The sequence below is a fragment of the Microvirga sp. 2MCAF35 genome (assembly GCF_052115545.1).
Taxonomy (GTDB): Bacteria; Pseudomonadota; Alphaproteobacteria; order Rhizobiales; family Beijerinckiaceae; genus Microvirga.
This window is the reverse complement of the sequence record NZ_JBFRGW010000008.1, coordinates 70698-92771: the sequence shown is the minus strand read 5'-3', so window position 1 is coordinate 92771 and position 22074 is coordinate 70698. Positions and strand designations below refer to the sequence as shown.

Here is a 22074-nt window from a genome sequence, read left to right as displayed (position 1 = left end):
ACACGTTCGCTTGACCTTTCTTTCAGCCTACGGCATGAGCATGTTTTGAAGCCTGTGGCTGACCGCGGGCACCAGATTTATTGCCTGAAGGAATTCCACCGTGCGGCGTTCAAGCTACCTTTTCACGAGCGAATCCGTTTCCGAAGGTCATCCGGACAAGGTCTGCGACCGGATCTCCGATGCCGTTGTCGATGCCTATCTGGCAGCCGAGCCGGAGGCCCGCGTGGCCTGCGAGACGCTGGCCACCACCAACCGCGTCGTCATCGCCGGTGAGGTGCGCGGCCCCGATTCCATCACCAAGGACAAGGTGACCGAGCTTGCTCGCGACGCCATCAAGGACATCGGCTACGAGCAGGAAGGCTTCCACTGGAAGACCGCAGACGTCTCGGTTTATCTCCATGCCCAGTCGGCGCATATCGCCCAGGGCGTCGATGCGGCCGGCAACAAGGACGAGGGCGCGGGCGACCAGGGCATCATGTTCGGCTATGCCTGCACCGAGACCCCCGATCTCATGCCGGCGCCCATCTATTACGCCCACAAGATCCTCGAGAACCTGACGGCCGCCCGCAAGGGCAAGACGGGCGACGCGGCCAAGCTCGGCCCGGACGCCAAGAGCCAGGTCACGCTGCGCTACGAGAACGGCAAGCCCGTCGCGGCAACCCAGATCGTTCTTTCCACCCAGCACCTGGACGAAAACCTCTCCTCCGAAGACGTGCGCGCCATCGTCGAGCCCCATATCCGCCGGACCCTGCCCGAAGGCTGGATCTCGGCCCAGACCATCTGGCACGTGAACCCCACGGGCAAGTTCGTGATCGGCGGGCCCGACGGCGATTGCGGCCTCACCGGCCGCAAGATCATCGTCGACACCTATGGCGGTGCGGCGCCTCACGGCGGCGGCGCCTTCTCGGGCAAGGACCCGACCAAGGTGGACCGTTCGGCCGCCTATGCCGCGCGCTACCTCGCCAAGAACGTGGTGGCGGCAGGCCTTGCCGAGAACTGCACCCTGCAGCTTTCCTATGCGATCGGCGTGGCCAAGCCCCTGTCGATCTATGTGGACCTGCATGGCACCGGCAAGGTGGACGAGGGCAAGCTGGAGGCCGTCCTCATGGACGCCATGGACCTCTCCCCCCGCGGCATTCGCACGCATCTCGGCCTCAACCGGCCGATCTATGCCCGCACCTCGGCCTATGGCCATTTCGGCCGCAAGCCGGATACCGACGGCGGCTTCTCCTGGGAGCGCACGGATCTCGCCGAGGGCCTCAAGGCGGCCTTCCGCTAAGCCCTTACGGGCCGGCTCACCGCGGTCGGCCACACCAAGCCCTAAATCTTAGAGAGCCGGTTCCCCGGAAGGAGGACCGGCTCTCAATGCATGAACCGGCGCCAGATGGCCGGGTTGATCACCAGCACATCGTGCCTTCTTCAGGAGCATCTGTCCCATGAGCGAAGCATCGGAACGGGCCGGCGCCTTCTTCGGACGCCGGAAAGGCAAGAAGCTCCGCTCCGGCCAGGACGAGCTGGTCCAGAAGCTTCTGCCAGCGATCCGTGTGGTTCCGGGAGGTGCGCCCTCCGGTCGGTTTCCCGATCCTCAGGCGCGGGAAACCTGGCTCGAGATCGGTTTCGGCGGAGGCGAGCATCTCGCCGCCCAGGCGAGGGTGCATCGCGACGTTAACTTCATCGGCTGCGAGCCCTTCGTGAACGGCATGGCGAAGCTTCTCGCCGTGATCGAGCAGGAGCGCCTCGACAATGTTCGCGTCTGGGACGATGACGTCACCGACCTGCTCCCGACCCTGCCCGATGGCTCCTTCGACCGGGTCTACATCCTCTATCCCGATCCCTGGCCCAAGCGCCGCCAGCGCAAGCGCCGCCTCGTCTCGGACGAGACCCTCGAGGGTCTCGCACGGGTGATGAAGCCGGGCGCCGAGCTGCGCTTTGCCAGCGACATCGACGATTACATCGGCTGGGTCCTCGCCCGGGCCCTGCGTTCGCCCCATTTCCGCTGGACCGCCACCCGCGCCGAAGATTGGCGCAAGCCCTACGAAGGCTGGCCAGGTACGCGCTACGAGGCCAAGGCCATCCGGGAAGGCCGGGTGCCGAGCTATCTGACCTTCCTACGGGTCTGAGACAACCGTTCAGGCCGTCGCTTGGGCCATACGCTCGTCGCTCACCACCTTGCCATCGACGAGATGAATGCGACGGTCCACCCGAGAGGCGATGTCCATGTCATGCGTGACGGCGATGACCGTCTTGCCGTGCTTGCGCACGAGATCGCGCAGGATGGCGAAAACCTGCTCGGAATTCTTGCTGTCGAGGCTGCCGGTCGGCTCATCGGCCAGAACCACATGAGGATCGTTGGCGAGAGCGCGAGCCACCGCGACCCTCTGGCGTTGGCCGCCGGAAAGCTGGTCCGGCCGCTTATCCAGATGGCCGGCCAGGCCGAGATCCTCCAGCAGGATTGCGGCCCGCTCGTACATCTCTGCCGATGACAGCCGCCCTGCCTTTCGCATGGGCAGTTCCACATTCCTCAGGATCGTGAATTCCGGCAGCAGGAAGTGGAACTGGAAAACGAAGCCGAGCATCTCGAGCCTGAGCCGCGCGAGAGCGTCATCGTCGAGGACGGATGTGTCCTGACCGGCGATCCTCAAGGTTCCGCTGGTCGGACGATCCAGCAGGCCGAGAAGATACAGAAGGGAGGACTTGCCGGAGCCGGACGGACCGGTGACCGCGATGAATTCCTGCTCGCCAACGCTCATCGACACGTCGCGCACCAGGGTCACCGGTACGATTGCAGGCAGGATCCGGGTGAGATGCTCGGCCTCGATGAGAAGGGTCATGTGGCTCCCCGGATGATGTCGACGGGATTCAGCCGTGCCGCCTGGCGGGCCGGCAGATAGCCTGCGACGCCTGCGGAGATGAGTGCGAAAGCCGAGGCGATCACATAGTGCCACGGGCTCCAGAAGAGAGGCAGACGGGTCATTTCGTGTCCGACGCCAGCACCAGACAGCTTGAACTCCACCTGCGACAGGGCAAAGCACAGGAGAAGGCCGATGAGCCAGCCGACCACCGAGCCGGCGAATCCCAAGGCTAACCCCTCGATCAGGAACAGCCGGCGCATATTGCTTTGGGTGAAGCCGAGGGATTTCAGGATCGCGATGTCGCGCGCCTTCTCATGAGTGATGGTAGAGATGATGTTGAAGATCCCGAAGCCCGCCACCAGCAGGATCGCACCCACCACCGTGTACATCACCACGTTGCGCACCACCAAAGCCTCAAGGAGCGACTCGTTCGCCTCCTGCCAGGGCACCGCCTTGTAGCCGAGCTCGGCCTCCGCCTGACGGGCGACCCGCGGCGCCGCATTCGGGTCGTCCAAGCGCAGGCGAATGTCGTTGATGGCATTGGGGCGCTCGCTCAGGATCTGCGCATTCTTGAGCAGCACATAGGTCTCGCCTTCGTCCCGTGCATTGGTCCCGGTGTGAAACTGCCCGACGATCCGGAAGCCCCGGGACTGCCCGGTCGGCGCAACGACCTGGATCGTGGTGCCCGTCGAGGCGCCAAGCCTCTGCGCGAGACGATCGCCGACAACGATATTGTTGCCGCCGGCGCGGAGCGCATCGAAGCTGCCGTCGAGGAAATCGCCGGCGACGGACGAAACCCGAGCTTCGATCTCAGGCTCGATTCCGATCAGGGTCACCCCCACATCGCGGCCAGCATAACGCACGACGCCCTGCGTTCGCAGGCTCTGTGCCATGCGGCCCGGAACCCAGGCCCTCAATGAAGCCGTAGCGGCCGCGGGATTGAGAATGCCGCGTCGATCCTCCTTCGGACGCAGGCCCTCGAACTGCGCGGCGGCGAACAGGTCCTCCGCCGGTTGCCGTCGCGGAGCGCGATGCTCATCGGTGATCTGGACATGAGGCATGGTGTCCACGAGCTGGGCAATGAAGTCCCTCTCCGTGCCCTGCATGAGCGCCGCCATGGCGATGGAGAAGCCGACCCCGAGGGCCACACCGAGGATCGCCACGATGGTCTGCCGACCGCGACCGGCGATGTGCGTCAGGGCGAGTTCCAGGATGAGACGCATGTCATCCTCGCTTTTCCATGATCTTCGACCCGTCGGCGAGACCGTCCGGGTAAGGCGCGATCACCCGATCCGACTCGGCAAGGCCCTGCTGGATCTGCGTGTTGCTGGCGCCGCGAATACCGACTTTGACGTCACGTTTCCGGGCTACGTCGCCGTCCAGCACGAAGAGGCTGCCGCCGCGAAGGGCATTCGTGGGGACGAGAAGCGCTCCGGGAGAGACGCGCACGATCACGTTCACCTCCACGGTCATCCCGATGCGCAGGGGCGTATCGTCGGGCAGCGCCAGGTGGACCCGGTAGGTTTTGGCCACCGGGTCACCCTTCGGCGTGATCGACTCGACCTTCGCCTCCAGAACCTGACCGGGAAAGGCGTCTGCCTTGAGGACCGCCCGCTGACCGACGGCGACCCGGGGAATGTCCTCCTCGTTCACGTCGGCCTCGATCTGCAGAGGCTTGGGCTCCCCGACCCAGAACAGCACGGTCCCCGGTTCGGCCACCTCCCCCACTTCGCCGTCCTGGCGCAGGACGACCCCGCTCATGGGAGCCCGCAGGACGTAAGATTCGAGCCGTGTCTCCTGACCCGCAATGAGGGCCTGGATCTGACCGAGTTCGCTGCGGGCCCGGTCCAGCGCCTGATCACTGGCGACCCGGCGCTCGACCAGGGCGGCAATCCGGTCGTAATCCGCGGCGGCCAGCTTCTGCCGCGCCTTCAGTTCCGCGAGCGTGGCTTCCGGCTGCCGGCTGTCGAGGCGGGCGAGCACGGCTCCCCGTTCCACCGATTCGCCCTCGCAATTGCAAAGCTCGACGATCCGCTCCCGCAGGAGAGGCGCCACCTTGGCCCAGGTGCGTGGCTCCACGACGCCTGTGGCATAGACGATCTCGGCCGCGTCTCCGCGTTTCGGAGAAACGACGGCTACCTCGGGCGGCCGGCTGAAATACCAATAGGCTGCTCCGGCCGCCAGCAACGCAATCCCGAGGAAAAGAAGTCGGGAAATCTTCAAGACATCGTCCTCCGAAGGAGGTCTTGCCTATCATAGCGTAGGACTGGCCGCGACTGCGTAGCTTTCCGGAGGTATCGGCGTCGCGGCGGTTTCAGGCAATACTGACGGGACACTTGCTTTTTTTGACTAGAATCGGTATATCTCCGACGTCAGCTCTGGTTGCAGCGTCAAGCTGCTAGTCGAGAGTGGGCCCCCCGGGGTCCGCTCTTTTTTGTTGCTTGGACGCCGGAGCGTGCGGAGAGCCATGACAAACGAACGCGACAAGCGACTGATTACGGAAAGCGGCGTTGCCGCCCGGGTGGCGGCCATTGTCGAGCCCGTGATCGAGGATCTGGGCTTCAATCTCGTGCGGGTGCGGGTCACCGGCGCGAACGGATGCACCGTGCAGGTCATGGCCGAGAGGCCGGACGGCACCATGTTGGTGTCGGATTGCGAGACCGTGAGCCGGGCGATTTCGCCGGTTCTCGACCTTGAGGATCCGATCGCCACGGCCTATCACCTGGAAATCTCCTCGCCGGGAATCGACCGTCCGCTCGTACGTGTCAGCGATTTCGAGCGCTGGAGCGGCTATGATACGAAGGTGGAGATGGCCGCGCCGGTGGATGGCCGCAAGCGCTTCCGCGGCCTCCTGCGGGGCGTCGAGGACGGGATGCTCGTGATCGAGCTGCCGGACGTTAAGGAAGGTCTCGAGCCCATCGCCCGCGTTCCCCTGACGGATATCGGCGAGGCGCACCTCGTTCTGACCGACGAACTGATCCGTGAATCGCTGCGCCGCGGAACGGCGCCGACTACGGACGATCTTGATGAAGACACGGATGTGGTCGATGCGCCCGATGAGCCGCAGGACCCGACCGATCAGAAGAAACCGAATTAAGGAGCGACCTCGATGGCTATCAGTGCCAACAGGCTGGAACTCTTGCAGATCGCCGATGCGGTCGCGCGCGAAAAGGTGATCGATAAGCAGATCGTGCTCGACGCCATGGCGGATGCCATCGCAAAGGCAGCCCGGTCCCGCTACGGTGCCGAAACCGACATCCATGCCGAGATCAACTCGAAGACCGGCGAGCTGCGCCTCGCCCGCCACCTGCTCGTGGTCGACGACGGCGCGGTGGAGAACGATTCTCGCGAAATCGCCCTCGCCGAGGCCCGGACCCGCCACAATCCGGCCGCCCAGGTGGGCGACGTGATCGCCGATACCCTGCCGCCCTTCGACTTCGGCCGCATCGCGGCACAGTCGGCCAAGCAGGTGATCGTGCAGAAGGTCCGCGACGCCGAGCGCGACCGCCAGTACCAGGAATACAAGGACCGCATCGGCGAGGTCGTGAACGGCGCGGTCAAGCGCGTCGAGTACGGCAACGTGATCGTCGATCTCGGCCGCGGCGAGGCGATCATCCGCCGCGACGAGCTCATTCCCCGCGAGACGTTCCGCCCGGGCGACCGCATCCGCGCCTATCTCTTCGACGTGCGCCGAGAGGCCCGTGGGCCGCAGATCTTCCTGTCGCGCACCCATCCGCAGTTCATGGCGAAGCTCTTCGCCTCCGAGGTGCCGGAGATCTACGACGGCATCGTGTCCGTGCAGGCCGTGGCCCGCGATCCGGGCTCCCGCGCCAAGATCGCCGTGACCTCGCGCGATTCCTCCATCGATCCGGTCGGCGCCTGCGTCGGCATGCGCGGCTCCCGTGTCCAGGCGGTGGTGGGCGAATTGCAGGGCGAGAAGATCGACATCATTCCCTGGTCTCCCGATCAGGCGACCTTCATCGTCAACGCCCTGCAGCCGGCCGAAGTAGTCAAGGTGGTGCTGGACGAGGAAGCCGACCGCATCGAGGTGGTGGTGCCCGACGACCAGCTCTCGCTCGCCATCGGCCGCCGTGGCCAGAACGTGCGTCTCGCCTCGCAGCTCACCGGCTGGGACATCGACATCCTGACCGAGGCCGAGGAATCCGAGCGGCGCCAGAAGGAATTCGCCGAGCGCACCGAGCTGTTCATGAACGCTCTTGACGTGGACGAGGTGGTGGGCCAGCTCCTGGCCTCGGAAGGTTTCCGCTCCGTTGAGGAAATCGCCTATGTGGACGCCGGCGAAGTGGCTTCCATCGAGGGCTTCGACGAGGATACCGCCGCCGAGATCCAGAGCCGCGCCCAGGAATACCTCGCCCGTATCGAGGCCGAGAACGAGACCCGCCGCAAGGAGCTCGGCGTCTCCGACGACCTGACCGAGATCGACGGCGTTACCACCGCCATGCTGGTCGCCTTCGGCGAGAACGACATCAAGAATATCGAGGATCTGGCCGGCTGCGCCACCGACGATCTCGTCGGCTGGACCGAGGGCCGCGGCCCGGAAGCCACCCGCTACAAGGGTGCGCTCGACGGGTTCGACGTCTCCCGCGCCGATGCGGAGAACATGATCATGGCCGCCCGCGTGAAGGCGGGCTGGATCGAACAGCCGGAAGAGACGGTGGAGACCGAGGGATCGGCCGAAGAGGCTGAGACCGAGGCCCAACCGTCTTAACCCGGCGATGGCAAAGCGAGGTCAGCACCCGTGCCGCGGCATGAACCGGAGCGCACCTGCATCGTCACCCGCGAGGCGAAAAGCCCCGCGGAACTGATCCGCTTTGTCCTCGGGCCCGACCATCAGGTCGTGCCCGATCTCCGGCACAAGCTGCCGGGCCGCGGCGTCTGGGTCACGGCCCGAGCCGACATGGTGGAAGAAGCGGCTAAACGTCGCCTCTTTTCCCGCGCCTTCAAGACCGAGGCCAAAGCCCCGGCGACCCTCGCCCAGGACGTCGAGCGGATGCTCCGGGACGATCTCCGTCAGGGTCTGTCGCTCGCCAACAAGGCGGGCGCAGTGGTCACCGGCTTCTTCAAGGTCGAGTCGGCGATCACGGATAAGCCCATCGTTGCCCTTATTCATGCCGCAGAGGCGGCCGAAGATGGGCGAAGAAAATTGGCGAACCAGTTGCGAAAACGCCTCGGCGAGGCAATATCTAGCTTTCCGGTCATCCAAGACTTGTCGATCGACGAATTGGATTTGGCATTAGGCCGGTCACATGTGATACATGCTGCCCTCGTCGCGGGCGCTGGGAGCGACGGCTTTCTGAACCGCTGGCATCGTTACCGCTCCTTCGGCGGCATCGAGGCCGATCAAACTGGCCTCGGAAACGGGACCGGCGAACCCACGACTATGAAACCCGCAGGAACTGAGGCGGAATGACTGATACGAAAAACCAGGGCGACAAGACTCTCCATGTGTCGTCCAAGACGCTGTCCCTGAAGCGGCCTGTCGAGCAAGGCACGGTGCGCCAGAGCTTTTCCCATGGCCGGTCCAAAGCGGTCGTGGTGGAGACGGTCAAGCGTCGCCCTGCTGTCGGTCCCGGTAGCGGGGCCAAGGACGAAAGGCCCGCGCCACAACCGGCCGCGGCCCCCGTCAGCGCGCCCAAGCCGGCCGCTCCGGCTCCGAAGCAGGCAGCGCCTGCCCAGGGCGGCCGTCCGCAGCGCAGCGCTCCGAATACACCCCGGTCCGGCGGCATGGTGCTGCAGACGCTCTCCGAGCAGGAGCGCGATGCACGCATGAACGCGCTGGTCGACGCTCGCCGTCGCGACGAGGAAGATCGCCGCCGTCAGGCGGAAGAGACTGCCCGCCGCGCCGAGCGCGAGGCCGCCGAGGCCAAGGAGCGCGAAGCCGCCGAGGCCCGCAAGCACGAGGAAGAGGAACGCCGCCGCCAGGACGAGGAGCGCAAGCGCCGCGCCGAGGAGGAGGCCCGCCGCCGTCTGGGCGAAGAAGCCCCGCGCCAGGCTTCCGCAACGGCCGGACGTGGGCCCGCTCCGCGCTCCGATGCGCCGCGTCAGGACCGCTCGGACCGGCCGCGTCAGGACGGTCCCCGTCCTGCCGGCCGCTTCGATGGCCCACGCCCCTCCGGCCCCCGCTCCGACGGTCCTCGCACGGGCGGCTACCAGCGTGCCGGCGTCGGCACTACCGGCGGCCGTCCGCCGAGCCTGAACCACATGGCGCGCCCCGCCGCGCCGGTGGCGCCCGATCCGGAAACCGCGAAGCCCAATGTCCGCACGGCTCCGCCCGTTGCCGCCCGTGCGGCCGTGGTGGATGACGAGGAGGGCGCACGCACCATCCGTCGTCCCGGCGTGGCTGCCAAGCCGGCAGCCCTGCCGAAGACGCCCAAGACGGCTCCCGGCGAAGAAAAGCGTCGCGGCCGCTTGACCCTGGCCAACGCGACCTCGGGCGAGGATGAGCGCACCCGCTCGCTCGCCTCCTTCCGCCGCCGCAACCAGCGTCTCATGGGCCACCGGCAGGTGGAGCAGAAGGAAAAGATCGCCCGCGAGGTGACGATCCCTGAGACGATCACCATCCAGGAACTCGCCAACCGCATGTCGGAGCGCGCCGTGGACGTGATCAAGATGCTGATGAAGCAAGGCCAGATGCACAAGATCACGGACGTGATCGATTCGGATTCAGCCCAGCTGATTGCGGAAGAGCTCGGCCACACGGTGAAGCGCGTCGCCGAAGCGGACGTGGAAGAGGGCCTGTTCGATACACCGGACGTGGACGAGAACCTCGTGACGCGTCCTCCGGTCGTGACCATCATGGGCCACGTCGACCACGGCAAGACCTCGCTGCTCGACGCGATCCGCAAGACCAACGTCGTCTCCGGCGAAGCCGGCGGCATCACACAGCATATCGGCGCCTACCAGGTGACCTCGCCGCTCGGCGGCAAGATCACCTTCATCGACACGCCCGGCCACGCGGCCTTCACGGCCATGCGTGCCCGCGGCGCCAAGGTGACGGACATCGTCGTCCTGGTGGTGGCGGCGGATGACGGCGTCATGCCGCAGACCATCGAGGCGATCAACCACGCGCAGGCGGCCGGCGTGCCGCTGATCGTGGCGATCAACAAGGTGGACAAGCCCGACGCCAACCCGCAGCGGGTCCGTACCGAGCTGCTGCAGCACTCCATCGTGGTCGAATCCATGGGCGGCGAGACGCTCGAATTCGAGGTCTCGGCCAAGACCGGCCAGGGTCTCGAAACCCTGCTCGAAGGCCTTCAGCTCCAGGCTGAAATCCTCGAGCTCAAGGCCAATGCCGAGCGGTCCGCCGAAGGCACCGTCATCGAGGCGAAGCTCGATCGCGGTCGTGGTCCCGTGGCCACCGTGCTCGTCCAGCGCGGCACGCTCCATACCGGCGACATCGTCGTGGCCGGTGCCGAATGGGGCCGCGTGCGTGCTCTGATCAACGATCTCGGCGCCAACGTGAAGGAGGCAGGCCCCTCCGTCCCGGTCGAGGTCCTGGGCTTCAACGGCACTCCCGAGGCCGGCGACCGCGTTGCGGTGGTCGAGTCGGAGGCCCGTGCCCGCGAGGTCACCGAGTACCGCACCCGCCAGAAGCGCGAGCGTCAGGCGGCCCGCATGGGTTCGGCCGGGCGTACGCTCGTGGACATGATGCGCGACCTCAAGGCCGGAGCCGGCCGCAAGGAATTCCCGCTCGTGGTCCGGGCCGACGTGCAGGGCTCGGCGGAAGCGATCGTGGGTGCTCTCGAGAAAGTGGGCAACGAGGAAGTTGCAGCCCGCATCGTCCAGGCGGGCGTCGGCGGCATCTCGGAATCCGACGTGACCCTGGCGGAAGCCTCGGGCGCCATCATCCTTGCCTTCAACGTGCGTGCCCACAAGGAAGCGCGCGAGGCGGCCGAGCGCGCCGGCATCGAGATTCGCTACTACAACATCATCTACGACCTCGTGGATGACGTGAAGGCGGCGATGTCCGGCCTGCTCGCACCGACCCTGCGTGAAGAGCGGCTCGGCGAAGCCCAGGTTCTCGAGGTGTTCAACGTCTCGAAGGTCGGCAAGATCGCCGGCTGCCGCGTCCTCGACGGCGTGGTCCAGCGCGGTGCCCATGTCCGCCTGATCCGCGACAACGTGGTCATCCACGAAGGCAGGCTCTCGCAGCTCAAGCGCTTCAAGGACGATGCCCGCGAAGTCACCTCGGGCCAGGAATGCGGTATGTCCTTCGAGAACTACCAGGACATGCGCGTTGGCGATCTCATCGAGTGCTATCGCGTGGAAGAGGTGAAGCGGACACTCTGATCCGCTTCGTGCCTTCGACATCTGAACCATGTGCGATCACCGGGCTTGTCCCGGTGATCTCGCTTTCAGGGACAGAGTTCCTGCTCAATTGAGGTGACGGGTCACCCCGGCCATGCACCTCGCATATTGGTCCGGTCCAATCCCGGAGAAGACAAATGGCTAAACGTTTCGAACAAACCACCGGGCCTTCCCAGCGCCAGCAGCGCGTCGCCGAACTCGTGCGACACGCCCTCGCTGAGGTCCTCTCCCGCGGCGACCTGCAGGATGATGCTCTGACCAAGAACCTCATCACCATTCCTGAAGTGCGCATGTCGCCGGACCTCAAGCTCGCGACCGCCTATGTCATGCCGCTGGGCGGCAAGGACGAGGATGCGGTGATCCGTGCGCTGGAGAAGAACAGGAAAGTTCTGCGCCAGGAGGTCGCCCGGCGGGTCAACCTGAAATTCGCCCCCGACCTGCGCTTCCGGCGCGACGAAAGCTTCGACGAGGCCGCCCGAATCGACTCGCTCCTGCGCTCCGAGCGGGTGGCGCGCGATACCGCGAAGCCGGCAGCCGACAATTCCGATGACGACAGCGAGCAGGAATCATGAGCGAAGAAGGCCCGCAGCGGAGGCCGCATGGCGACCGCCCGAAGAAGCGCGACGTCAACGGATGGATCATCCTCGACAAGGGCGTCGGCATGACCTCGACCCATGCGGTCGCCGTGGTCAAACGCGGCCTTTCCGCCAAGAAGGCAGGCCACGCCGGTACCCTCGATCCGCTCGCGTCCGGCATCCTGCCGATCGCGCTCGGTGAAGCCACCAAGACGGTCCCCTTCATCATGGACGGGCGCAAATCCTATGCGTTCACTGTGGCCTGGGGCTCGGAGACCACCACGGACGACACCGAGGGCGACGTGGTCGAGACGACGGACAGGCTGCCCGATCCGGCCGAGATCGAGGCTCTCCTGCCCCGCTTCACCGGTCAGGTCCAGCAGGTGCCGCCCCGGTTTTCCGCCATCAAGATCCAAGGCGAGCGCGCCTATGATCTCGCCCGCGACGGCGAGGTCGTGGAGCTGCAGCCGCGCATGGTCGAGATCGACCGGCTGACCCTGATCCATCACGAGGGCAACCGCTCCGTGATCGAGGCCGATTGCGGCAAGGGCACCTATGTCCGCGCCATCGCGCGCGATCTCGGCCGCGCCCTGGGCTGTCTCGGCCATATCGCGGCCCTGCGGCGCACCCGCGTCGGTCCTTTCACCGAGCACGATGCCGTCACCGTGGACGGTATCGCTGGCGATCCGGCGGCCTTGCGTCCGGTGGAGATCGCTCTCAGCGAGATTCCCTCGATTGCGGTGAGCCGCGACATGGCAGGACGCCTGATGCGCGGCCAGTCCATCATCCTGCGCGGCCACGAGATGCCCCTGTCCGGCAAGGTCTACGCCACCTGCAACGGCGTTCTCATCGCGGTCGGCGATGTGGAGCGCGGCGAACTGGTGCCACACCGGGTGTTCAACCTGGGCGGTTGAAGCCAAGGCGTACCGTCGTCACCGGCCTCGTGCTGGTGATCTCAACGGGAAAGGCGCTGCGTTCTTCCAAAAACGATATGGCCGGGACAAGCCCGGCCACGACATTTTAAGCTCATAAGCGGACCTTACCGGTCCGCCTTCAGACCCTGCGCCTCACGCATCAGGTATTTCTGCGTGATCGGCACGATCTGGTCGCGGATCAGCTGCGCGGTCTTCTGCTCCTCGCGCAGGGTTTCCTCGAGAGCCGGCACGAACCGTTGGTGACCGGAGGCCTCGGCCATGGCGATCAGGGACATATAGGCGGCAATCTCGAAATTCTCGAAGGCGTGATTGGCGAAGGTGTTCTTGATCACTTCGTCGGCCATCGGCATGTGGCCGGCGGCGGCCATGTTGGCCATGATCTGGGTGGCCATGTCCTTCAGGATGGAGCGGTCCTCGCCGAAATTGTGCAGGATCTCGTCAAGACGGCGGATCTGCCCTTCCGTCTCGGCGATGTGCGTCTTCAGGATCTGCGACATTTCCGGATAGTTCTCGAAGCGCTCCACCTGGCGCTGCATGAGCTGGAGCGCCTCCTTTTCGAGCGCATGGGCATTCTGGACGCCGGTGATGAAGACGTTCTTGACGGTCTCGGAGGACGCGAGATCGGCTGTGGTGGCAACCATGCTGTGGGCTTCCTATTTTGGGGAGTGTCTGGTTCACCAACCATGGCCACCAGAACTTGTTCCGCCAGGAACCCGCCCGGACAGCGCATCCTATTGCTCTGCTTGGGAAAAACGATTTCACTGGCACTTGGGTGCTTTTCGTGTATGGTGCGCCATCTTTTCGGAGGAAACGCTCCGAAAGACGCGTCCGAACTCGGACCGCGCTGGACGACATCCCGGCCCGGCCCTTCCGGATGCCCCGGACCCGGAGCCCTGAAGGCTCAAGGTCTCCCAACGAACCAACCTGAAAGGACTGACGATGTCGATTACGGCTGAGCGCAAGAACACGCTCGTTAAGGAATATGCCCAAAAGGCTGGCGACACCGGCTCCCCCGAGGTGCAGGTCGCCATTCTGACCGAGCGGATCAACAACCTGACCGGTCACTTCAAGACCCACAACAAGGACAACCACTCCCGTCGCGGTCTCTTGAAGATGGTGTCGGCACGCCGTTCGCTTCTCGACTATCTGAAGAAGAAGGACGAGAGCCGCTACCGCACGCTGATCGAGAAGCTCGGCATCCGCCGCTAAGCTTTTCCGAAAAACTCCCGTCCGGAGCCCGGCTCCGGACGGTTTCTCCAACACTGCGAGGCTAGAAGCCCGGTGTATCTTGAGGAGGCGGCAGACACGATGACCATGGCAGGATCGCAAGGGGCTTGTAAGGCGGGTTTACCCACCAGCACGAGCCTCTTGCCGTCTTGCTCATGGCATCGGGCCCCCGCCCCGCTGTCATGAAAGACATGCCATGTTCGATATCCAACGCGAAGAACTGATCTGGGCCGGGCGCAAGCTCGTGCTCGAAACGGGCAAGATGGCCCGCCAGGCCGACGGCGCCGTCGTCGCCACCTACGGTGAAACCACCGTTCTCGCCACCGTCGTGTCGGCCAAGGAGCCGAAGCCCGGCTTCGATTTCTTCCCGCTCACGGTGAACTACCAGGAGCGCACCTACGCGGCCGGTCGCATCCCCGGCGGCTACTTCAAGCGCGAAGGCCGTCCGACCGAGAAGGAGACCCTGGTCTCCCGCCTGATCGACCGTCCGATCCGCCCCCTCTTCGTCGAGGGCTACAAGAACGACACCCAGGTCGTGGTGACCGTGCTCTCGCACGATCTCGAGAACGATCCTGACATCGTCGGCATGGTGGCGGCGTCCGCTGCGCTGACCCTGTCGGGCGTTCCCTTCATGGGCCCGGTGGGCGCGGCCCGCGTCGGCTATATCGGCGGCCAGTACAAGCTGAACCCGCCGCTGCAGGAGATGGATCAGACCTCCCTCGACCTCGTGGTCGCCGGCACCGCCGACGCCGTGCTCATGGTCGAGTCCGAGGCGAAGGAACTCGCCGAGGACGTGATGCTTGGCGCCGTGATGTTCGGCCACAAGCACTTCCAGCCGGTGATCGAGGCCATCATCCGCCTCGCCGAGAAAGCCGCCAAGGAGCCGCGCGACTACCAGCCGGCCGACGTCTCCGACGTGGAGAAGGCCGTTCTCGACATCGCCGAGAAGGACCTGCGCGAAGCCTACAAGATCACCAAGAAGCAGGACCGCTACACCGCCGTTGACGCCGTGAAGGCGAAGGTGTTCGACGCGCTCTGCCCGGCCGAGGGCGAAGCGAAGTTCGAGCCTGAGAAGGTCAAGGCCGTCTTCAAGGAGGCTCAGGCCAAGGTCGTGCGTTGGAACATCCTGGACACGGGTTCCCGCATCGACGGCCGCGATCTCAAGACCGTCCGTCCAATCCAGTCGGAAGTCGGCGTCCTGCCGCGCACCCATGGCTCTGCCGTGTTCACCCGCGGCGAGACCCAGGCCCTGGTCGTGACCACGCTCGGCACGGGCGAGGATGAGCAGTTCATCGACGAGCTGGAAGGCACCCGCAAGGAAACCTTCCTGCTGCACTACAACTTCCCGCCCTATTCCGTCGGTGAGACGGGCCGCATGGGTTCGCCCGGCCGCCGCGAAATCGGCCACGGCAAGCTCGCCTGGCGCGCCATCCACCCGATGCTGCCCGCCGCTCATGACTTCCCCTACACGATCCGCGTGGTCAGCGAGATCACCGAGTCGAACGGCTCCTCGTCGATGGCCTCCGTCTGCGGCGCCTCGCTGGCGCTGATGGATGCCGGCGTGCCGCTGCGCCGTCCGGTGGCGGGCATCGCCATGGGCCTCATCCTCGAGGGTGAGCGCTTCGCGGTCCTGTCCGACATTCTCGGCGACGAGGATCACCTCGGCGACATGGATTTCAAGGTGGCCGGCACGGAGCAGGGCATCACCTCGCTCCAGATGGACATCAAGATCGCGGGCATCACGGAAGAGATCATGCGCGTGGCGCTCGAGCAGGCTCAGGCCGGCCGCACGCACATCCTCGCCGAGATGAACAAGGCCCTCACCGCTCCGCGCGCCGAGCTCGGCGAGCATGCTCCGCGCATCGAGACCATGCAGATCCCGGTCGACAAGATCCGCGAAGTCATCGGTTCGGGCGGCAAGGTCATCCGCGAGATCGTGGAGAAGACCGGCGCGAAGATCGACATCAACGACGACGGCCTGATCAAGATCGCGTCCGCCGACGGCAAGTCGATCAAGGCCGCCTACAACTGGATCCGCTCCATCGTCGCCGAGCCCGAGATCAACGTGATCTATGAGGGCACGGTGGTGAAGGTGATGGAATTCGGCGCCTTCGTGAACTTCTTCGGTTCCCGCGACGGCCTCGTGCACATCTCCGAGCTCGCCAAGAACCGCGTCGGCAAGGTGACGGACGTGGTCAAGGAAGGCGACAAGGTAAAGGTGAAGTTCCTCGGCATGGACGAGCGCGGCAAGGTCCGTCTTTCCATGAAGGTCGTCAACCAGGAGACCGGCGAGGACATCACCGAGCAGCTCAAGGCCGAGCGTGATGCCGAGCGCGCCCAGCGCGATCAGCAGAAGGCCAACGCTGGCGAATAACGGACCCGCGTTTCATAGAGAGAAAAAGGCGGCCTATCGGTCGCCTTTTTTATTGGACTTGCGCGTAAGTGGTAGTAGATCTTAAGACTGCCAGTTGTAATGGTATAATGTGAGAAAATGACATTCTCAATCACACGAATCGGTGCTCAAACTCTCGTGAGCGAGCAGAATAGCCTCTATGGCGTAGGCTGCACGGTTCTACCCCTGTCTGATGGCTACATCAATATATGGGGCGAATCTAATACTAGCGATTTCGGCATCTACCTTTACCAGCAAAGATTCGACGGGAACGGCAAGGCGGTCAGTTCGAAGACGCTCGTCCAAAACGGAAATCTCGCGGACCAAGAATACAAGGTCACTCGCTTGGCAAATGGCGATTATGTCCTAACCTGGAGAACCTATGGCGCTCAAAACGACACTGTTGCGATATATCAACGTATTTTCGATATAAATGGTAACCCGAAGACAAATAAATCCCTCGTAGAGTTGATACCAGATAGCATTCTCACTTCGGAAGTAAAAGTTACTGCTTTCTCCAATGGGAAATATTCAATATCATGGCAATGGGACAATCTTTGGGACAATGAAATACATGATGAAATCTATCATCGTGTATTTGATGCAAGTGGTAGCGCCTTAAAAACAGATGTTTTCGATGGTCAAATATTTTTCAAGCCGGGAATCTTGGCTCTCACTAACGGCGGTTATGTAGTTGCTTGGGAATCGAGGGAGCAACTGCCGAATACGATCGGCAATCCCATCTACCTGCGTGTTCACGATGCTGCCGGTCAAGCCGTCGGTGAGGATCTTATCGTCGATCCTAACCCTATGTGGGACCCTGAGCTAACGATAACGGCTCTTACCGGCGACAAATACGTCATCACATGGCTCTCGGACCGCAACAGCGATGGATGCAAGGAGATATATCAACGTATGTTTACGAGTAATGGGAACCCCATAGGTTCTGAAATTCTCGTCAAGGATACAACTTTTGCCATCCAGGGCCGCCCGGAGATCACCGCCCTCCAGGATGGGGGCTATGTTGTTGTATGGGAAAGATATTTCGGTGGCGGCGGAGGAATCTTTAAGCGCCAATACGATGCCAACGGGTTCGCCACCGAGTCGGAAATATTGATCAGCAATCCAGACGACTCTCAGGCACGGCATCCGAAAGTAACGACCCTGGCCAATGGCACTTACATCGTCACCTGGGAGAGTGGTTACAATGCTTATAGAGGCTACGACGCTTATAAGCAGTTATTCGACCCGTCCGGCAAACGTATAGGGAATGCCATCCCTATCAGTGATGTAAAATCGAGCAACTTCAGTTCAGTGACCCCAATAGCACTGCCCGATGGAAGCCATGTTGTGACATGGGAAGCGGGCGGAAACATATATCAACGCTTCTTTGATAACGAAGCCTTGCCGACCTTGACTACGGATAGGGATTGGGCAGTGGGCACAGACAGAGACGATCTCCTTTCGGTTGCTCCACATACTCTCACTGCAGGTGACATTCTTGAGGCTTTGGAGGGCTTTGACACGCTTCAGCTTGAGCGTGCGGGCATGTTAGATCTCCGAGTAGCGGCGGCAATTAGTGGCTTCGAGATATTGAGCGGTTCAATCGGCGATGATGTCATTGCCACCGACATATCGCGCATCGCATCGTTCGCTACAGTTGATCTTGGCTCTGGCGTCGACGTCCTCCAACTGGCAATAGAGGGAATCTGCGATCTCCGCACACTTCCGAAGTTGAATGGAGTTGAGAAACTTCAAGTCCAAGGCTCTGATACGGATGATATCCTCATTGCCTACCCGATATTCGGTTTCCTTCAGGAAATTGATCTTGGCTCTGGGACTGACAGCATCACATTGGGCGTTGCAGGCACTTTCGATTTACAGGGCGCGCGGAACATAGAGGAGCTTAAGGGCACAATAGGCAATGACGTTCTTGTGGTAGACTGGAATGCCCTGATTTCCGGTATGTCTATCGACCTTGGTCTTGGCTTAGACACTCTGGAACTTGCAGGTGGCGGTACTTTCCGTCTTTCGCAATTTTCCTTGATAGGCATCGAAAAGTTTGTCGTGTCGAACGGTTACATGACACAAGTCGTTGGTACCCGCCTTCGGGATATAGTCATGGGAGGCGCGGGACAAGATAGTATTATCGGCGGCGCCGGCAAGGACCAGCTTTCAGGCGAAGGCGGCAATGATCGTATCGACGGCGGTCCTGACGGAGACAGACTTACAGGCGGAAAAGGAAAAGACGTCTTTGCCTTCACCTCTCGGCCAGGACTTTCGAATGTCGACACGATCACGGACTTCAACGTAAAGGACGATGCGATTTGGCTCGATAATGCGGTGTTTCGCAACCTTGGCAAAGGAACATTGGCGAAGCCTGCCAAACTAATCTCGAGTTCCTTCGTCATCGGCAACACGGCTGGAGATGCAGGGGATCGGGTGATCTATGATAAAGCTACCGGTGCGCTCTACTACGATCCGGATGGGACTGGCATTGCACCAGCAACCAAGTTTGCTCAATTGAAGAAGGGTCTTGCCCTGAAGAGTTCAGATTTCTTTGTAATCTGAACCCTTTATCCCCATTTTACGAGCGGCTAGCCGCTGCCTTTGCGACGCGATACAGTTTGCAGCATCTCGCCCCTACTACGGGACGAGGCTCAATGCATCCGGAATGATCCAGCTTCCCAAAGACGCGGCCCGTCCTCTGATCTGGACGATTTGCCTGTCGCGGTCGGAGAGGTCGAGGCCGGCGCGGGTGGCGAGGTCTTCGGAGATGACGAGTTCGACGTCGAGCTCCTTGGCGAGGCCTTCCAGGCGGCTGGCCGCATTGATGGTGTCGCCCACGGCGGTCAGGCTGGTGGCCTGGCCGTAGCCCATCTGTCCGACGATGGCCGGGCCGGCATGGAGGCTCATGGCGATCTTCAAGGGATGCTCGAATTCGCTTGCGTATTCCTCGTTGAGATGGGCCAGCGCCGCCTTGATGCGGAGCGCGGCATCGAGGGCCTGCTTGGCAGCCTGCTGCGGCGTGGTCTTGAGGCCGAACAGGGCGAGCACCCCGTCGCCGATGAACTTGTCGATATAGCCGCCCGCATCCTCGACGGATGCGCCCACCGCCTCGAAATAGCGGTTGAGGATGAAGACCGTGTCGAAGGGCAGGCGCCGCTCGGCAAGGCTCGTGAAGCCGCGCAGGTCGCAGAACAGCACGGCGATCTCCTGCTCCTGTCCCTGGGCCCTGCCGCCGCGCACGAGCGCGGTCACGCCATTCCGCCCGGTGGACAGGATCGGCACCACCGAGACATCGTGGGTCGGCCGGAACTGGCAGGCGAGCCGTACGTTGGGGCCAGCCTTGATGCGCGCCAGCGTGCCCCGCTCCTGGGCCGAGGGCGGCGGTTGCCGCTGCAGGCCTTCGAGAACCCGCACCCGGCAGGTGGAACAGCGTCCCCTGCCGCCGCAGACGGCGACATGCGGGATGCCCGCGATACGGCTTGCCTCGAGCACGCTGAAACCCTGCGGCACGGTCGAAACCAAATCGTTGGGATAGAAGACGCGCACCCTCCGTGACCACAGAAGACCACTGCGGATGAACCGGGCCGTGACCGTCGCCGCGATCGATCCTCCGAAGAAGGCATAAAGGACAGGGCCGGCCATGGGCAGAAACATGGAGGCGGGAGGCGCTGGAATTTGGCCGAACCGCTCGGGCGCGTCCGCGATCTCTCGTCCCGCCTCCGCGAAGCCGAGGAGCGCAAGGACCGGGACGAGGAGTGCGCCCGTGTAGAGAAGCAGCGCGGAACGTGGAAACCAGGTTTTCGGGCGCAGCCAGAAATAGATCCCGAGGCATCCGTGCAGCCAGGCGATCACGAGAGCCAGAGCCTGCCGTGCGCCGATTTCGGGATTACGAATCCACAGATTGCGGACCACCTCCGGATAGCCCGAATCCTGGGCGGTCAGGGCCCATTCCACCCGGGTCCCGACCACATGGGCGATCAACAGGAACGGCAGGCTCAGGCCCAGGATCAGCTGGGCCGCCTCGCGGATCGGCATGCGCAGGGTCCGCCGCCGAAAGAGGGCCAAGAGCGCCAGCAGGAAATGCGTCAGAATGGAGCCGTACAGGAGCACGGTGCCGACCGGATTCCGCCACAGGCCGTTGAACCAGGCGCGTCCTCCCTCCATGGCCTCGACCGAAACGAGGCCGAGGGCATGGTTGGAGAAATGAGTGAGCAGAAAGGCCCCCAGAATCAGGCCCGTGACCAAGCGGATCTCTCGCGTCCGGATGGCTATCTCGGAGACGGGTGCTTCTGGTGCCAATCTGCTTTGAAGGCTCTTCATACGCGTCTTTCACTCGGGCTCGGTCACGCTTGCACCCGACCGCAACGGCTTTCGGGCTTGCCTGCCGCTATGCAGTTGCACCAAGGTGCGCATTGTCAAATCACGATCCCTGCACCGGCTCCTCACGACATGTCCAACACGATCAGTACCCTGTCCGAACTCGAATCGCTCTATGGCGAGGTCAACAGGGGCTCGCTCCTGAAGGAGACCGACCGGATCGTGCCCGAATACCGTGCTTTCATCGAGGTCGCTCCCTTCGTGGCGCTGGCCACACGCGGGCCGGAGGGGCTCGATTGCTCGCCACGCGGCGACGGGCCGGGCTTCGTGCGGGTGCGGGACGAGAAAACCCTGCTCCTGCCCGACCGACGCGGCAACAACCGGATCGATTCCCTGCGCAATGTCGTGCGCGATTCAAGCGTTGCGCTGCTGTTCCTGATTCCTGGAATCGGCGAGACCCTACGCGTCAACGGCCGCGCCGTGATTTCGGTGGAGCCTGCCCTGCTCGAAAGCTTCGCCATCGACGGCAAGGCGCCGAAATCCGTGCTCGCGATCACGGTCGATGCGGTCTTCTTCCAATGCGCCCGTGCGATCCTGCGATCGGAGCTCTGGAATCCGGCAAGGCATGTGGCGCGCGGCTCATTGCCGAGCGCGGGCCAGATCCTCGCGGCTCTGTCGAACAACGAAGTGGACGGCGAGGCTTACGACAAGGCCCTGCCCGCACGGCAGAAGACGACGCTCTACTGAAGCATCGTGCGGCAACGGAGTGCGCACGATGCTTTGAACATCCCGACCTTCTACTGCGTCTTGGCAGCAGACAGGGACTGGGCCGTCTGCAGATGGTTCTGCAGCGTCGGCAGGGTCTCGCCAGCATAGGAGGCTGCAGGATCGTTCTGGCGCTTGGATTCTTTTTCGTATTCCGCGACGTCCTTCTTATGGTCGGCCACCATGTCCTTGATGAACTCGCGGTCGAAGGCAGCGCCTGAAAGCTTCGAGAGCTTCTGGTAGACCGCCTTCTGCTGCTTGTCGGGCTCGGTCGGCGGCGTCACGTTGAGGGTGTCTGCCACCGACATGGCCTTCTGGTTCGCGGCGGAATGATCCGTCTCGAGCTGGCGGCCGAAATTCTTGACGCCGTCGCTGGCGCCCTTCTGCTGGGCGAGCTGACCCACGGCGACTTCCGCGAGGTTGCCCTCGATCGCCTTCTTGATGAAGGCCTGATTCGGCTGGTCCTTGGCGAGAGCGTAAGACGAACCCGTCAGGGCGGCCGCGATACTGAGGCTCAAGAGAAGTTTCTTTGACATGATGCACCTTGTTCGAACGGAACATTTCTCGATACGCATCACCGGTAAGCCATGAACGGCCGCGGGGCGGCCCGGTTCCCGAATGGGCAAGGGGACCGAGGCGATCCACATAATTTGGCCGGCGGCCCTTTACGCTTC

18 protein-coding genes are annotated in these 22074 nt (G+C 63.3%); 12 read left to right on the top strand and 6 right to left on the bottom strand.

What is annotated here, in order from left to right; genetic code table 11:
• Positions 1-100: 100 nt before the first annotated feature.
• Together metK and trmB are read left to right on the top strand one after the other, a co-directional pair.
• Complete coding sequence (metK, locus tag AB4097_RS06460) at positions 101-1279, top strand: methionine adenosyltransferase (protein ID WP_442037787.1); 1179 nt, start codon at positions 101-103, stop codon at positions 1277-1279.
• Positions 1280-1436: 157 nt separating this feature from the next.
• On the top strand, positions 1437-2120 hold the full coding sequence (gene trmB / locus AB4097_RS06455; RefSeq protein ID WP_442037786.1) for a tRNA (guanine(46)-N(7))-methyltransferase TrmB: 684 nt from the start codon (positions 1437-1439) through the stop codon (positions 2118-2120).
• A gap of 9 nt (positions 2121-2129) precedes the next feature.
• On the opposite strand, the gene AB4097_RS06450 is transcribed toward trmB, so the two are convergent.
• The 3 genes from AB4097_RS06450 to AB4097_RS06440 are packed head-to-tail and all read right to left on the bottom strand — an operon-like array spanning position 2130 to position 5075.
• Positions 2130-2831: an ABC transporter ATP-binding protein gene (locus tag AB4097_RS06450; RefSeq protein WP_442037785.1), complete on the bottom strand. Its 702-nt coding sequence runs from the start codon at positions 2829-2831 to the stop codon at positions 2130-2132.
• Entirely contained in the window at positions 2828-4075 is a 1248-nt protein-coding gene (locus AB4097_RS06445; protein ID WP_442037784.1) for an ABC transporter permease, read from the bottom strand. The genes AB4097_RS06450 and AB4097_RS06445 overlap by 4 nt, the downstream gene beginning before the upstream one ends.
• A gap of 1 nt (position 4076) precedes the next feature.
• A complete protein-coding gene (locus tag AB4097_RS06440; RefSeq protein ID WP_442037783.1) occupies positions 4077-5075 on the bottom strand; it encodes an efflux RND transporter periplasmic adaptor subunit in 999 nt (332 codons plus the stop codon).
• Between the two features lie 244 nt (positions 5076-5319).
• Between AB4097_RS06440 and rimP the strand changes: the two genes are divergently transcribed.
• From rimP to truB, 6 genes are all read left to right on the top strand, one after another.
• Complete coding sequence (gene rimP / locus AB4097_RS06435) at positions 5320-5949, top strand: ribosome maturation factor RimP (protein WP_442037782.1); 630 nt, start codon at positions 5320-5322, stop codon at positions 5947-5949.
• Positions 5950-5961: 12 nt separating this feature from the next.
• Positions 5962-7581 (top strand): transcription termination factor NusA, encoded by a 1620-nt coding sequence (gene nusA, locus AB4097_RS06430; RefSeq protein WP_442037781.1) that lies wholly within the window; start codon positions 5962-5964, stop codon positions 7579-7581.
• A 30-nt stretch (positions 7582-7611) separates the two neighbouring features.
• Positions 7612-8283: an RNA-binding protein gene (locus tag AB4097_RS06425; protein ID WP_442037780.1), complete on the top strand. Its 672-nt coding sequence runs from the start codon at positions 7612-7614 to the stop codon at positions 8281-8283.
• Entirely contained in the window at positions 8280-11162 is a 2883-nt protein-coding gene (gene infB / locus AB4097_RS06420; RefSeq protein ID WP_442037779.1) for a translation initiation factor IF-2, read from the top strand. The genes AB4097_RS06425 and infB overlap by 4 nt, the downstream gene beginning before the upstream one ends.
• A gap of 155 nt (positions 11163-11317) precedes the next feature.
• Complete coding sequence (rbfA, locus tag AB4097_RS06415) at positions 11318-11752, top strand: 30S ribosome-binding factor RbfA (RefSeq protein WP_442037778.1); 435 nt, start codon at positions 11318-11320, stop codon at positions 11750-11752.
• The gene (gene truB, locus AB4097_RS06410) at positions 11749-12669 is read left to right on the top strand and encodes a tRNA pseudouridine(55) synthase TruB (RefSeq protein WP_442037777.1); all 921 of its coding nucleotides are present in this window, start codon (positions 11749-11751) and stop codon (positions 12667-12669) included. The genes rbfA and truB overlap by 4 nt, the downstream gene beginning before the upstream one ends.
• Positions 12670-12794: 125 nt before the next feature.
• Here the strand turns inward: truB and AB4097_RS06405 are convergent, their stop codons facing one another.
• A complete protein-coding gene (locus AB4097_RS06405; protein WP_442037776.1) occupies positions 12795-13331 on the bottom strand; it encodes a ferritin-like domain-containing protein in 537 nt (178 codons plus the stop codon).
• Between the two features lie 298 nt (positions 13332-13629).
• Here AB4097_RS06405 and rpsO point away from each other — a divergent pair, with 298 nt between their 5' ends.
• The 3 genes from rpsO to AB4097_RS06390 all read left to right on the top strand — a co-directional run bounded on the left by rpsO (position 13630) and on the right by AB4097_RS06390 (position 18880).
• Positions 13630-13899 carry a 30S ribosomal protein S15 gene (gene rpsO / locus AB4097_RS06400; protein ID WP_442037775.1) on the top strand — a complete coding sequence of 90 codons (270 nt, stop codon included), beginning with the start codon at positions 13630-13632 and terminating at the stop codon, positions 13897-13899.
• A gap of 214 nt (positions 13900-14113) precedes the next feature.
• The gene (gene pnp, locus AB4097_RS06395; protein ID WP_442037774.1) at positions 14114-16291 is read left to right on the top strand and encodes a polyribonucleotide nucleotidyltransferase; all 2178 of its coding nucleotides are present in this window, start codon (positions 14114-14116) and stop codon (positions 16289-16291) included.
• A gap of 156 nt (positions 16292-16447) precedes the next feature.
• Positions 16448-18880, top strand: a complete 2433-nt coding sequence (locus AB4097_RS06390; protein WP_442037773.1) for a calcium-binding protein — start codon at positions 16448-16450, stop codon at positions 18878-18880.
• Positions 18881-18955: 75 nt separating this feature from the next.
• On the opposite strand, the gene AB4097_RS06385 is transcribed toward AB4097_RS06390, so the two are convergent.
• Positions 18956-20638, bottom strand: a complete 1683-nt coding sequence (locus AB4097_RS06385) for an adenylate/guanylate cyclase domain-containing protein (RefSeq protein WP_442037772.1) — start codon at positions 20636-20638, stop codon at positions 18956-18958.
• Between the two features lie 129 nt (positions 20639-20767).
• On the opposite strand from AB4097_RS06385, the gene AB4097_RS06380 reads away from it, so the two are divergent.
• On the top strand, positions 20768-21382 hold the full coding sequence (locus AB4097_RS06380; RefSeq protein ID WP_442037771.1) for a pyridoxamine 5'-phosphate oxidase family protein: 615 nt from the start codon (positions 20768-20770) through the stop codon (positions 21380-21382).
• Between the two features lie 50 nt (positions 21383-21432).
• Here AB4097_RS06380 and AB4097_RS06375 read toward each other — a convergent pair whose 3' ends face one another.
• Entirely contained in the window at positions 21433-21936 is a 504-nt protein-coding gene (locus tag AB4097_RS06375; protein WP_442037770.1) for a DUF4142 domain-containing protein, read from the bottom strand.
• Between the last annotated feature and the right edge of the window lie 138 nt (positions 21937-22074).

Excerpts from the sequence above, each read along its gene's own strand:
- rbfA (WP_442037778.1), top strand. The coding sequence starts at position 11,318 with ATGGCTAAACGTTTCGAACAAACCACCGGGCCTTCCCAGCGCCAGCAG.
- nusA (WP_442037781.1), top strand. The coding sequence starts at position 5,962 with ATGGCTATCAGTGCCAACAGGCTGGAACTCTTGCAGATCGCCGATGCG.
- rpsO (WP_442037775.1), top strand. The coding sequence starts at position 13,630 with ATGTCGATTACGGCTGAGCGCAAGAACACGCTCGTTAAGGAATATGCC.
- AB4097_RS06445 (WP_442037784.1), bottom strand. The coding sequence starts at position 4,075 with ATGCGTCTCATCCTGGAACTCGCCCTGACGCACATCGCCGGTCGCGGT.
- rimP (WP_442037782.1), top strand. The coding sequence starts at position 5,320 with ATGACAAACGAACGCGACAAGCGACTGATTACGGAAAGCGGCGTTGCC.
- infB (WP_442037779.1), top strand. The coding sequence starts at position 8,280 with ATGACTGATACGAAAAACCAGGGCGACAAGACTCTCCATGTGTCGTCC.
- AB4097_RS06375 (WP_442037770.1), bottom strand. The coding sequence starts at position 21,936 with ATGTCAAAGAAACTTCTCTTGAGCCTCAGTATCGCGGCCGCCCTGACG.
- pnp (WP_442037774.1), top strand. The coding sequence starts at position 14,114 with ATGTTCGATATCCAACGCGAAGAACTGATCTGGGCCGGGCGCAAGCTC.
- AB4097_RS06385 (WP_442037772.1), bottom strand. The coding sequence starts at position 20,638 with ATGAAGAGCCTTCAAAGCAGATTGGCACCAGAAGCACCCGTCTCCGAG.
- AB4097_RS06405 (WP_442037776.1), bottom strand. The coding sequence starts at position 13,331 with ATGGTTGCCACCACAGCCGATCTCGCGTCCTCCGAGACCGTCAAGAAC.
- AB4097_RS06380 (WP_442037771.1), top strand. The coding sequence starts at position 20,768 with ATGTCCAACACGATCAGTACCCTGTCCGAACTCGAATCGCTCTATGGC.
- truB (WP_442037777.1), top strand. The coding sequence starts at position 11,749 with ATGAGCGAAGAAGGCCCGCAGCGGAGGCCGCATGGCGACCGCCCGAAG.
- trmB (WP_442037786.1), top strand. The coding sequence starts at position 1,437 with ATGAGCGAAGCATCGGAACGGGCCGGCGCCTTCTTCGGACGCCGGAAA.
- AB4097_RS06450 (WP_442037785.1), bottom strand. The coding sequence starts at position 2,831 with ATGACCCTTCTCATCGAGGCCGAGCATCTCACCCGGATCCTGCCTGCA.